This window comes from Altibacter sp. HG106 (assembly GCF_028561755.1).
GTDB lineage: Bacteria > Bacteroidota > Bacteroidia > Flavobacteriales > Flavobacteriaceae > DFVG01.
The window spans coordinates 144,302-157,254 of sequence record NZ_JAQQTD010000002.1 but is presented as its reverse complement, the minus strand read 5'-3'; the positions used below and the strand labels follow the sequence as shown (position 1 = coordinate 157,254).

Annotated in this window: 14 protein-coding genes; all 14 read right to left on the bottom strand. The window is 37.8% G+C overall.

What is annotated here, in order from left to right; genetic code table 11:
• Window positions 1–12 precede the first annotated feature (12 nt).
• Entirely contained in the window at window positions 13–4,416 is a 4,404-nt protein-coding gene (locus PO830_RS03515; RefSeq protein WP_272852151.1) for a CusA/CzcA family heavy metal efflux RND transporter, read from the bottom strand.
• A 118-nt stretch (window positions 4,417–4,534) separates the two neighbouring features.
• Complete coding sequence (locus PO830_RS03510) at window positions 4,535–4,930, bottom strand: hypothetical protein (RefSeq protein WP_225621184.1); 396 nt, start codon at window positions 4,928–4,930, stop codon at window positions 4,535–4,537.
• A 59-nt stretch (window positions 4,931–4,989) separates the two neighbouring features.
• Entirely contained in the window at window positions 4,990–5,196 is a 207-nt protein-coding gene (locus tag PO830_RS03505; RefSeq protein ID WP_099647767.1) for a GDCCVxC domain-containing (seleno)protein, read from the bottom strand.
• An 11-nt stretch (window positions 5,197–5,207) separates the two neighbouring features.
• Window positions 5,208–6,554 (bottom strand): dihydrolipoyl dehydrogenase family protein, encoded by a 1,347-nt coding sequence (locus tag PO830_RS03500; RefSeq protein WP_272852150.1) that lies wholly within the window; start codon window positions 6,552–6,554, stop codon window positions 5,208–5,210.
• A gap of 1 nt (window position 6,555) precedes the next feature.
• The gene (gene merTP, locus PO830_RS03495; RefSeq protein ID WP_272852149.1) at window positions 6,556–7,164 is read right to left on the bottom strand and encodes a mercuric transport protein MerTP; all 609 of its coding nucleotides are present in this window, start codon (window positions 7,162–7,164) and stop codon (window positions 6,556–6,558) included.
• A 10-nt stretch (window positions 7,165–7,174) separates the two neighbouring features.
• Window positions 7,175–7,546, bottom strand: coding sequence for an ArsR/SmtB family transcription factor (locus PO830_RS03490; RefSeq protein ID WP_272852148.1), 372 nt, complete (start codon window positions 7,544–7,546; stop codon window positions 7,175–7,177).
• A 129-nt stretch (window positions 7,547–7,675) separates the two neighbouring features.
• Window positions 7,676–8,362 carry a cytochrome c biogenesis CcdA family protein gene (locus PO830_RS03485; RefSeq protein ID WP_099647738.1) on the bottom strand — a complete coding sequence of 229 codons (687 nt, stop codon included), beginning with the start codon at window positions 8,360–8,362 and terminating at the stop codon, window positions 7,676–7,678.
• Window positions 8,359–8,691 carry a heavy-metal-associated domain-containing protein gene (locus PO830_RS03480; RefSeq protein ID WP_223248931.1) on the bottom strand — a complete coding sequence of 111 codons (333 nt, stop codon included), beginning with the start codon at window positions 8,689–8,691 and terminating at the stop codon, window positions 8,359–8,361. The genes PO830_RS03485 and PO830_RS03480 overlap by 4 nt, the downstream gene beginning before the upstream one ends.
• Window positions 8,688–9,269, bottom strand: a complete 582-nt coding sequence (locus tag PO830_RS03475) for a metal-sensing transcriptional repressor (protein WP_143469420.1) — start codon at window positions 9,267–9,269, stop codon at window positions 8,688–8,690. Before PO830_RS03475 ends, PO830_RS03480 begins: the two co-directional genes overlap by 4 nt.
• Before the next feature lie 78 nt (window positions 9,270–9,347).
• Complete coding sequence (locus tag PO830_RS03470) at window positions 9,348–9,620, bottom strand: thioredoxin family protein (protein WP_099647740.1); 273 nt, start codon at window positions 9,618–9,620, stop codon at window positions 9,348–9,350.
• A gap of 207 nt (window positions 9,621–9,827) precedes the next feature.
• Window positions 9,828–10,394 (bottom strand): helix-turn-helix domain-containing protein, encoded by a 567-nt coding sequence (locus tag PO830_RS03465; protein WP_099647755.1) that lies wholly within the window; start codon window positions 10,392–10,394, stop codon window positions 9,828–9,830.
• Entirely contained in the window at window positions 10,394–10,567 is a 174-nt protein-coding gene (locus PO830_RS03460) for a hypothetical protein (protein ID WP_272852147.1), read from the bottom strand. Before PO830_RS03460 ends, PO830_RS03465 begins: the two co-directional genes overlap by 1 nt.
• 47 nt (window positions 10,568–10,614) lie before the next feature.
• Window positions 10,615–12,426, bottom strand: a complete 1,812-nt coding sequence (locus tag PO830_RS03455; RefSeq protein ID WP_272852146.1) for an efflux RND transporter periplasmic adaptor subunit — start codon at window positions 12,424–12,426, stop codon at window positions 10,615–10,617.
• A gap of 31 nt (window positions 12,427–12,457) precedes the next feature.
• Complete coding sequence (locus PO830_RS03450) at window positions 12,458–12,946, bottom strand: DUF305 domain-containing protein (RefSeq protein WP_034260688.1); 489 nt, start codon at window positions 12,944–12,946, stop codon at window positions 12,458–12,460.
• Between the last annotated feature and the right edge of the window lie 7 nt (window positions 12,947–12,953).

Sequence of the window (12,953 nt, the reverse complement as noted above, 5' to 3'; positions counted from 1 at the left end):
CTTTTTTTAGGTTTATAAATTGCCCAATTGATACTGTAACTCAATGGCTTGTTGATTATACTGGTTAATAAATTGTAAGTGGTTCTGTTTTATGCGAATGGCACTGTTTAAAATCGTGATATAGTTTACATAGTCTATCTCGCCTTCTTTGGAAGCAAGTTCTGCAGTTGTAATCTGCTCTTCGGCCAAAACCAGTGCACCTTCTTGGTAATAATTAAGCGTTTTTTGGGTTTTTTCCAATGATTTTAACAATTGTGACACCCTGCTTTCGGTTATTGCCTTTTGTTCCAAATATTGGTTCTCGGCCACCAAAGCATCTGCTTTAGCAGCCTTGACCCTTGCTTTTTGAGGAAAGAACCACAACGGAATACTTATACCTGCTTGATAGGTGTTGAACCCTGAAACATCGTCAACGATTTGTCTTCCATAGGTCAAATTGAACTTTGGTAGAAACTGGGATTTTTCGACCCCAACGTTGGCTTTGCTCACCTCGGCATTTTGCATAGAATATTGCAACAATGGATTATTGTCTATGGATGTTGAATCTATAACGCTCATATAATTCAACGGTTCGTAAGTACCTCCAACGGTTTCAATTTCTTGGTCAATCCCCAAATACTGTTTAAGCGCCCTTTTGGCAATCTCGATATCGTCATAGGCCTGCTGTCTCAAGACCTGTATCTGTTGATATTCAGAAGAAGCCGCGATAAATTCCAGCTTCCCGGTTTCACCTGTATCAAAACGCAGTTCTGCAGCTGTCTTGAAGTTGTTATATACACTATCCAATTGTTCTGCGAAGCGCAACTGGGCTTTGTTATAATTTATCTGGTCATAGGCTTGCATCACATTACGCACTAATTGTTGCTCGCTCAGGGCATAAAACTTCTCACCCAATTGAACACGTTGCTTATAGAACTTGGATTTTGAGAAACCAGATAACAAATCGATATTTCCCTGCTGCACCCCAATGGTAGTTTGCACACCGGGCAGGTCATTACCGAATTCTTCCTTGCCCGTAAAAATTTGCGTACTACCAAGGTCGAAACTTGTTCCTTTCATCGCCCGCTCACGGTCTATAAAAGACTGACTTTCCTTAAGGGAAGGATAATTTTCTTTTGCCAAAGAAATAGCTTCCTCCAAAGTAACAGTCTGTGCTATTCCGCTATCTTGCGCATTTACTGAATTTGAGGTTAAAAATCCTCCCAAGCTCAATAGCACAACCAAAACAGTAGTACTCTTGTTAATATAGCTTGGGTCGTTACCGTTATCCTTTCGTTGCTTACGAGCTTCCAACCAATAATACAAGACTGGAAGGACCACAAGTGTTAAAAATGTTGCTGTGAGCAATCCTCCAATTACCACCGTTGCCAATGGTCGCTGCACTTCTGCACCGCCCGAAGTAGAAAGCGCCATAGGGATAAAGCCCATAATGGCCGCCGTTGCCGTTAATAAAATAGGGCGTAGGCGCTCGTGCGTTGCCTCGTATATTCGTTTTTTTAAGTCTGTCATTCCACTTTCTTTTAGTTCATTGAATTTGTTTATCAGTACCAATCCATTTAATACCGCTACCCCAAAGAGTACAATAAAACCGACTCCTGCTGAAATACTGAATGGCATCCCCCTTATCCAAAGGGCAAACACTCCGCCAATGGCTGCCAGAGGCACTGCCATATAAATCATTAGTGATTGTGAGAACGAGCTCAAAGCGAAATAGAGCAAAATGAATATCAGAAAAAGTGCGATAGGTACTACAATCATCAATCGGTCTGATGCACGCTGTAAGTTCTCGAACGAACCCCCGTAGGTTACAAAATAGCCCGGTGGCAGTTTTACATCTGTTTCCAATTTTTGCTGAATTTCTTCAACCATCGATTTTACATCACGTCCACGAACGTTGACACCTACCGAAATACGGCGCGAGGTGTTGTCTCTTGAAATCTGCATTGGCCCTGGTTTGTAACTTATATTTGCAACTTCTTTTAAAGGTACTTGTGCACCACTTGGTAGGTCGATATACAGATTTTTAAGATTATTAATGTCTTGCCTAAACTCTTTCGCCAAACGAATAACCACATCAAAGCGTTTTTCGCCCTCAAAAATCACACCTGCCGATTCTCCCGCAAATGCAGCACTTACATAATCATTTAGCTTATCAACAGTTACTCCATACTGAGCCATTTTTGCACGATTGTATGCTACCGTCATCTGTGGTAAACCGCTCGTAGCTTCCACATTGAGGTCGGCCGCTCCGGGAACACTCCTAATGACCGCGGCGATTTCTTGAACCTTGTCTGCCAATACGCCCAAATCTTCCCCATATAACTTTATGGCCACATCCTCACGAACACCCGTTAGCAATTCGTTAAAACGAAGTTCCACGGGTTGCGTAAACACGAAATTCACACCGGGAACCACTGAAATTTTTTCCTGTATTTTTTCTATGAGTTCGTCCTTGCTCTCTGCACTGGTCCATTTGCTCTTATCCTTTTCAAGAATGATATAGCTATCGGCAATGTCCATCGGCATTGGGTCGGTAGGAATTTCGGCGACCCCTATTCTGGAAACCACTGTTTTTACTTCAGGAAATTCATTGATTAAATTTTGAAGTTTTTTTGATGCCTCTATAGATTCTGTAAGACTACTACCTGGTTTTATCAAGGCCTGAAATGCAATATCGCCCTCATCAAATTTGGGTATGAATTCGCCACCCATATTGCTGAAAATATATCCTGCAATCAATAATAAGGCGACTGCACCTATAACCACACCAGCTCTAAAGCGAAGTGCAAAATTGAGCAAGGGAACATACGCCCTGTTTAAACCGGACATTATTTTATCACTGAACCTGTCAATTTTGTTTTCAAATCTGGCAAACCAACTATTCTGATTTTTGGCAGGTTTGAGAAACATTGACGAAATCATTGGCACGTAGGTAAGACAAAGGATAATGGCTCCCAAAACTGCAAATCCGAAAGTAAACGCCATTGGACGGAACATTTTTCCTTCAACACCGGTCAAAAAGAGAATCGGTGTAAATACGATAAGGATAATTAGCTGTCCGAAAAATGCCGAATTCATCATTGTACTTGCCGAGTCGTAGGCGATTTCGTCCATTTCGGCCTGACCTATCGCTGCTTTTGATTTTTTCATCCGTTGATGGATGTGGAATACCATTCCTTCTACAATAATAACTGCACCATCCACAATGATTCCAAAATCGATTGCTCCCAAGGACATTAAATTGGCCCATACACCAAATTGCTTCATCAGGATAAATGCAAAGAGTAATGATAGCGGAATTACAGAGGCTGTTATCAATCCGCCACGGAAACTTCCCAAGAGCAATACCAGTACAAAAATCACGATAAGTGAACCTTCAATAAGATTTGTTTCTACGGTACTTGTGGTTCTTCCAATGAGTTCACTTCGGCTTAAAAACGGCTCTATGTAAACACCTTCTGGAAGCGATTTTTGAATTTCGTTGATGCGCTCTTGTACATTTTCTATGACAGTGCCAGGGCTTTCGCCTTTAAGCATTAAAATTTGGCCACCAACAGTTTCGTGTCCATCTTGGGTAAACGCACCATAGCGCACTTGATTGCCAAAGCCTACTTTTTCGGCAACGTCCCTTACCAAAACTGGGCTTCCGTTTTGATTGGTTACAACGGTGTTTTCCAAGTCTTCAAGGCTACGCGCTAAACCCTCGCCACGAATAAAATTGGCTTGGTGGTTTTTTTCAATATAAGCACCTCCCGTATTGGCATTGTTCATTTCAAGGGCTTCAAAAACCTGATTCATTGTAATGCCAAAACTTTTTAGTTTGTCAGGGTTTATGGCCACTTCGTACTGCTTTACGTAGCCTCCAAAAGCATTAACTTCAACCACCCCAGGAACTAATGCCATCTGGCGCTTTACAATCCAATCCTGAATGGTACGAAGCTCCATAGCATCGTATTTTTCTTCGTAGCCTTCCTTTACTTTTAAGGTATATTGGAATATTTCGCCCAAACCTGTAGTTATGGGTGCCATAAATGGCTCGCCGAAGCCTTCGGGGATTTCCCCTGAAACTTCGGTTAATTTTTCTTGCACCAATTGCCGGGGTAGGTAGGTACCCGCTTCATCCTCAAAAACAATAGTAACCACAGACAGCCCAAATCGGGATACGGAACGTAGCTCGATAACGTCAGGAAGGTTGGCCATTGCCAATTCCACAGGGTAGGTGACAAATTGCTCAATATCTTCAGTACCTAAATTTGGGGCAACAGTAATAACCTGTACTTGGTTGTTGGTAATATCGGGTACAGAACCCAAGTTTATAGTGGCCATAGACCAAATGCCCGTACCCACAAGCGCCACTATAAAGAGCCCAATAATAAACTTGTTATTAATGGAAAATGAAATGATTTTGTTAATCATAGAAAAAGTATTAATTCAGTTTAAACCTCGCAATGCAAATAGATGCAATACGTTTATGATGTGATACTTATTTTGAAAAGCATCACGATAGGATATAGCTATCCTTAAAAAAACTGAATTATACTTTAGGGGGTTGGAATAGGGATTCCAGATATCTGGAAGTGAAGTTTACCTTATATAAACTAAATTGCTTTTTATCTTCAAACTTTAACCGATTTGTTGTATCGGTATTTTTATTTGCAGCAAACAAAACTAAGGGATGACAACATTGATGATGGCTATGTACAGGTGCATTCTCCTTATCAGTGTCATTGTGGTGCCTTTCATCTTTTGCTTCCTTACCAAAGTAATCCTCAACTACATAATCGAGGAAAGAGTCACCATAAACTTTATGGTCCTGGTAATGGGTTACGATGCTTGAAATTTCTTTAATTGGCCCACAAAAGTCCATATCAAGACTAATTCCCTGAAAAAAGAATAATAGCGACATTGATATGGAAAAAAGTGTTTTCATAAATTTTAACAAAGATACAAATTAATCGATGCACAGGTTGTGCAAAGATTGTTCAGATGTTAGCAACAATATTTGTTTTCTTGAATTGGTGGACAAGGAACTGTTCCATAGGAGCAATAAACACAACAATCGCCTTCTTTTGGTCGTAATACTTTTTTACAATTCTCACATTCGTAAAAGAATTGACAGGACTCCGTTGGCATTTCCTCTATTTTTTTATGCCCGCAGTTTGGGCAGGTTATTTCAGATTTTAATATAGTTTCCATTCAATTTTTGATTAAAGCATATGTGGTATGTCCGAAGCTAATGTTGGATATGAGAAAATCATTGTTCTAATCTCATTGACTTGCATCTTTGTTTTTATGGCCATTGCTAAAAGATTGATTGTTTCTTCTGTATGTGGTCCGATTAGATGCGCACCCAAAATTGTTTGAGTTTCTTCGTCAACGATAGTTTTGAATGCATATTCTTTTACATTCAATCTTTTGGCATTAAACCAACTGCCAACTTCCTCAAAATTTACTCGAATATTGTAATTCAGCTCTTTCGCTTTCGATTCAGTATAGCCAACAGATGCCATAGTAGGCAAAGTAAAAACTACCGTTGGCATAGGTGGATAACTTACTTCTTTAGAATTGCCCTTGATGATATTTGAAGCAACCGTATGACCTTCCAAGACCGCAACCGGCGTTAATGGCAAACCTTCCGAATCTGCCGCATCGCCCGATGCATAAATATGAGGGTTTGAAGTACTTTGAAGATATTCGTTAACGGTAACACCTTTTTTAGTATAAGCTATATTGGCTTTGTCCATATCCAAATCAAATATCGCAGGTTGTCGTCCGGCAGAATTAAAGACAGCTTCAGCTTCAAAATATTCTATTTTCCCTGCGGATTTACCCTCTACGCGATGCTGGCCATCCACTTTCTCAATAGCGGTAACATCTGTATTAAGAATAAGTTTTATGCCTAACTCTTTTGTGGCAGAAACAAGATGTTTTACTATATCCTGTTCAAAATTTTCCAAGGGATTTTCCCCACGATGAACAATAGTAACTTCTGCACCACATCGAGCTGCAATATGTGCAAACTCAAAGGCGATATGGCCACCACCGATAAATAACAACGATTTTGGCAATTCTTCTAAATTTAAGAAATCGGTACTGGATTTGGCAAAATGACCGCCTTCAAATTCTAAAACTCTTGGCTTTGAACCCGATGCAATTACAATTTTGTTGGCCTTTACCTTGTCATTTCCAACTTCTAATGTGTTTTTTGAGAGGAATTTAGCTGAACTATGAAAGGTGTCTATGCCATTCTTTTTATATCCTTTTTCAATTTTTGGTGGCATTTCATCCACAAAGGTTTGCTTAAAGGCCATTATGTCCTTCCAATTTACTTTAGGTATGGTATCAATGCCAATACCTTTAAGCCTTTTGGCAAAATCCCGTACTTCTGTAGCGCCTATAATCACTTTTTTTGGGTCACAACCTCTCAAAGCACAAGTACCACCATACGGTAATTCATCTGTGATTCCGACTTTCAGGCCTTTTGAGGCGCACTTATTGGCGATAGTCATTCCCGCCATTCCCGAACCAATTATAAATACATCATATTCTTTCATACTAATTGGTTTGTTTTTTGTCGGTTACTTTATAGCCTGTTGAGTTAATTGCTTTCTCGATTTCCGTTTCATTCGTTTTTGTTTGGTCAAATTCAATGATGGCATTCCCATTTTCGTAGGACACTTTTGAGGTTACAATTCCGTCGAGCTTGTTTACTTCGTGGTTGACGTGCTCTTCGCAACTTGCACAAGTCATCCCTTTTATATCAAAATTTACCGTATTGATATTGGATTGATTTACTATAACTACTTCTTTCTCATTATTTGGATAGAAAATATGAGAGTAGTAAGGAAAGCTTATTGATATAGCCGCAAATAGCATAATACCTAACAAAAAACCTTTAGTTTGAAACCACTTTGGCTTTGCATCCACTTCACAACAATCCTCTGCTTTTTTCGGTTTTAGATAATCATACCACGCATAACCAATTGCTACGACAGCGATACCAATTAAATAGGGTCTAAAAGGTTCCATCCAAGATAAAGCCGATGCACTTCCCCCAACGCCGGCAATTAATGCAATAACTGGTGGTATGCAACAAGATGATGCAGCTACAGCAGCAAACAAACCTGTATAAGCTGCATTTTTCGATGTTATTACGGTACTCATTATTAAAAATTTATGCTGTTTTTCTTTTTAATTTAATTGACTTAAAAATACTATCCAGAATATCCGTCTCATCCTCGTTCAATGAATAGTATAGGGTTTGTCCTTCTCGCCTTGAGCTTATAATAGCTGCATCTTTCATTTTTCGTATATGCTGTGAAACCGCGGGAACACTCATACCTAAAATGTCGGATAAATCACAAGGACACAGTTCTTTTTCCATATTTAAGAGAAATAGAATTTTCAAACGAACCTCATTACCTGAGATGGATAGTAGTTTTGTTATTTTATCGAAATCATTGGTCATACCATCAATGACCGTTTTGCAGTTTAGCAACTGCTTATGGTCAGCTTCAGCTCTCGTACAAGAAATTTCCATTTTCATAATAATTATTTAGGCGAACTAAGGTATAATTAATTACGTATTTAAGCAAATACTTAAAAACATAGTTCTTAAGCAATAGAGAAATTTTAGGTATTTTGGTGTTAATTACGTCTTGTGGGTGAAAACTAATTATAGATAAAAGCTGAAGATCCTAAAGAAATAGAAACTTAAATATAGAAGAGCGAGGGCACTCATTATTTGAATACTTTTTCTCAACCAAGACAATTTGGCAAGTTTTGAAACAGAACTTGAAAAAAGACCTACAACCAAAAAAGGAAGTCCTCTTCCAATACCAAAGCACAAGGCGAGAAGTAGACCATATATTAAATTCGCTTTTGCAACTGCAAAAGACAATAAGAGCAATAGAGGTGCGGCTGCTGTACCTAAACTAAATATAAATCCATAAATGAATGAACCACCAATTCCTGGTATTCGTAAGGATTCAAGGTGTTTTACACGTAAATATGGTCCGTAAAATGCAATTCCTGCTGCGATTAACGAAATTATTGCCATACTTAAAGTCCAATATTTACCAAATATTTCAGTCAAGAAAATTCCAGAATAGCCTGCAATTGCCCCTAATAATGTCAAACAAAATACTATGCCGATAAAAAATGAAAACGTTACTGCAAAGCCTGTTTTTGATTCTCGCACAGAAGTACTACCAATATAACCTGCAAACCCAAGTCCAACAGGTAACGTGCAAGGACAAATGCCACTTGAAATCAAGCCTGCCACAAAAGCTATTCCTAAACTTAAAATTGAGCCGTCTTGAAATGCAGCTGTAAATTCATTTAAAAATTGCTCCAGATTCATTGAGATAATGTTTTCACAGTTCCCGCATTATAACCAATTTCATTAATGGATTGCTTTATCTTGTCTATTGGAATGATATTTGGATTGTATTGTAGTGTTGCATTTTTGTTTTCAAGGCTAACTTTTACTTCCTTTATACCGTTCAAATCAGAAAGTGTCTTTTTCACATTTGCTACGCAAGACATACAGCTCATTCCTTCAATAGAAATTTCAACAGAAACGTTATCAGCTTGATTTATGTCAGTTTGCTTACTTTTATTACTGTTTTCAGCACAACCCGTTAAAAGCATAAACAATAAAAATAATGAAGAATTGAAAACGGATTTCATATAACAGCTTTTTTTGGTTGATATCCTGATTTGGTCAAGGCAGTTTCTATTTCTGATTCATTTATCAGGTCTGGATTAAATTCAACTTGTACCAATTTCTTAATCACTTTGGTTTTTATCTTTTTTGTTCCTTTTAATTCTTTTAAAATGTCCGTTATTTTTTCAGCACATCCTTGACACACCATATTGTCAATTTTTAGCGTTATAGTTTGCATATTTTCTTCTGTATTTGTTTGTAGAAATTCATAAATGGATTCAATTTCTTCCATCTTATCAGTAAGCTCGTAAAGATTTAAGTTTGGAAACTGCTGTCTTATGGTTGCAATTTTTTCCTCTTGACCGCAATTGCCTGGGCAAGTTTCCAATGCTTCTGCAATTTTAATAGCTAATGTCTTTCTGAACACTTCATCTAAAAGCAGATATTGGGCTTTTTCAAAACCTTTATTGACCGCTTTAAACTGATTGAGAATTTGAGCAGGATTATCACTTTTATCAAGCATATTTAAAAGCCCTTCTACTTGTCCGTTGATATTCTTTAGACGGTCTTTAAGGTCTTTGGTTAAATCTTTTGGCAGCATAATGATTTCAATTAAATACATTCCAAACGCTGTAAACAGCGTTTGGAATGTATTGATGTTAAATTTAGCAACTTCTTTTTAGATTGCCTTTCCAACTCCAGCAGCGATTAATTCATCTTTATTTACTCCTCTGTTTTTACAGCAAGAAAGTAATTTGCCGTTTACAGCAACTGCAGGCAGGGAATTGATGTTGTACTCTTTCATTTTGTCAACACAGACTTTTTCGTCACATTGTTCAACTGTATTATAAACAGTAACTTCACAAGAGTCGCAAGCCATTTCTTTTACCATTTTTACTACTGGTTCACATACTGGACATCCAGCCGTGAATACTTCAATTTGTCGATTCATCTTTTTAGGATTTTAATGATTAAAATTAATTACACGACAAAGATGGGGTTGGCATAGGGGTGGTCTCCAAATTTATTTTGAATTATTTTAGGTTTACGGTAGAGTGTTTAAGAAATAAAGCTCTTTTAGCCTTAATGATGTGGGCTTTAGCGTACACTTTCCTTGAGCTTACAAACAAGAAATCCCTTATTCTAATGGAACTTTTTATCAAATCTCATCCAAAGATTTGCGATTTTGATTCGTACTCTTCTTAAATTTTGAAGGGGGCATCCCTGTCAGCTTTTTAAACTGATTGCTTAAATAAGCAACACTACTATAGTTTAAATTAAAAGCTATCTCACTTAAGGTTAATTCATCATAAACTATTAGTTCTTTTATGCGCTCAATCTTTTGATTGATGATGAACTGCTCTAAAGTTATACCTTCAACAGATGAGAATAATGAACTTAAATATTTATAATCCAGGTGAAATTCATTGCTTATGAGCTTAGCCCAAATAACGTCTTTACCTTCATTGGAATGGTGAATGGTTTTTACAACCAAGTTTTTCATTCTTTCAATGAGTTGTGCTTTACGATTGTTTATGATACTGAAGCCCTCTTCATTTAATTTTTTGGATAAGACCGCCCTGTCCTCATTTTCAAGTTGAGCGTCCAATTGTACTTCGCCCAACTTTATTGTACGATAGGAAATATTCATATCTTCTAAGATTCGCGAAACAGAAGATATGCATCGCGGGCAAACCATATTTTTTATATGTAGGATATTTTTTATCATTCAAACAAATGTTTGAAAAAACCAAGATTCATTAATATTATTGCGATTACTGCAGCCATAAAAATGGCTACCATTGCTAGTATGCCAATAACTTTATCTTTTCTAGAGATTTCGCTTTTGGAAGTTTTTCTTTTTTCCTTTCTTCTATTTCTTCTGCTTTCACTCATCATCGTACTTCTTTATATGACAAGGATTACTTAATTAATCCAAAAAAAAATTATTCAATTGTCTGACTAACCTCACCACACTTAAGCATTGCCTCACCGTAGTACGGATTGCGAATTTCTTTTTCTAAGCTCAACCAGAAAGCACCATTATTATTATCTGCCATAGGGCAAAATTCACTATAAACTGTTTCGTTTACACCAAAGAGCTGTACGCCACTTATCATATGGGCAGAGAGATGCTTGAAATGCACTCTTTGATTTGCTATATCTGAACTTTTTTCTATAGCATTGGCAGATTTCTTCAGCTCTTTCTGAATTGTCATCCAATGGTTATGTGCTTCTTCACCGGATAATAATTTCATATCCACTTTTTTCAAGGATTGGTCTATTTGCTTTGCTGCTTGTTGAGCGCTTTTAGCCTCATCCTTTACCAAAGCATCTTTTAAAAGGATATAATCATCGAAAACCTGTTTTAACTGATTCTGAAATTTGTTAGAAACTTCAATTCTTTCTTTCATTTGAGAATGATTGGTTTTATCTGCATTTTCTCCAAAGCTACCTTCTTGCATTCCCAGATGTCCTTCGTGACCTGTCATCGTTTTACCTCCTGATGCATTCATCATACTTTTTTTACCTTGTAATTGTGCAGCGGCATCTACGGTAAATGTTCCGTTGGTTACCACTTCATCTCCGATTTTAAGACCTTCGAGGATAGTATAACTATCACCAGTAGCGTTACCCAACCGAACTTCTCTCATCTCAAAAACAGGAACATCAGGCTTGGTCTTTACATAGACTACAGAGCGCTTACCTGTCCACATAACGGCCGTGGCAGGTATTGAAACGATATTTTCCGTGCTTGTTTGAGTGCCCTCGATTGTTCCTTCTACAAACATTCCTGGCTTAAAGAGGTCTTTTTTATTTGGTAAAACCGCTCTCACAACTACAGTTCTTGTCGCAGAGTTTAATAATGGGTCAATAAACGAGACTTTGGCGTCGAATACCTCGTTGCGATAAGCATTGGTGGTTACTTTTATGTTTTGCCCTTCTTTTAGGGATGCAATCTGGTTTTCATAAGCATCAAATTCTGCCCAAACAGTATTTAAATTCGCTATTTTGTACAGGGGCTGACCCTGTTTAACATAGTCGCCTTCTTCAACCATCTTAAGTGTAACTGTGCCCGATACGGTTGCAAAAACAGGGAAATTCTCTTGTACTTTTCCAGCAGTTTCTATGGCGTTAATTTGATTTTCTGAAAGCTTCCAAAGTTTAAGTTTATTTCTAACAGCCTTATACAATTCCGCCTGTGACTCTTTCAAGGATGAAGCGGTAAGCAATTCCTGCTGTGCCGCAACCAAATCTGGTGAATAAATCGTTGCCAAGCGCTGCCCTGCGCGAACACGCTCTCCTGTAGAATTTACGTATAGTTTTTCGATTCTTCCTCCAAAATAGGTGACCTGTACTGCATTAGACTCTTCATTGGCTTTTATCTTACCAGATAATTTAAGGGAATTGCTTCCTATTAGTCCTTTGCCAACAATAGAAGTTTGGATATTTGCCAGCGCCATTGCATTGTCTGTCATTTTAATCTCATTCATTGCAAGGCCAGCTGCACCAGATTCGGCAGGAATTAAATCCATTCCGCAAATGGGACAATCACCCGGTTCGGGTTGCATAATCTGTGGGTGCATTGAGCAGGTCCACATTTGGTTTTCCGACTCGCCGGAATGGTCGTGAGTATCTGACATATCAGATAAATCCTTAACAGCATTTTGTTCTGTTCCCGAATTTCCGAATATGAGATACCCTGCCAACAAACCTGCAATAACTGCAACACTTATATAAATAATGTTCTTTTTCATAATAATAATTTTATAGAAATAAGTACTCGTACTATTCCTCTTTTTCGTTTTCTAATCTGTAAATAATTTTTTTCATCTGTGCGATTTCCCGTAATTGTGCCTCAATAATTTCTTCTGCCAATTTTTTAGCTTCAGGGTCTTTGATATCTGCTCTTTTACTTGTTAGAATTGCTATTGAGTGGTGCGGTATCATTGCTTTCATCCAAAGTACATCACCCACGGTTGATTTTTGTTCACGCACCAAGGTCAAAGCACTAACAAACAATACTATACTTCCTAAAACAATTGCGATATTCTTTTTCTTGTTTTTGTACATCCCGCGCATTGCGACAAACATAATAATGGCCATTGCCGCAATCCCTAAACAAACCATATAAAAGCGGGTTAGGCTAAACCACACGTGGTCCCACTCATAGGTATTTAGATACATTGTGATATACATTGCAACAAAGGATGCAGCGAGCATTCCTACAAATTTTGTGTATTGATTTTTCTTTTTGTTTTCCATTGAATTTTCCATAATAGTT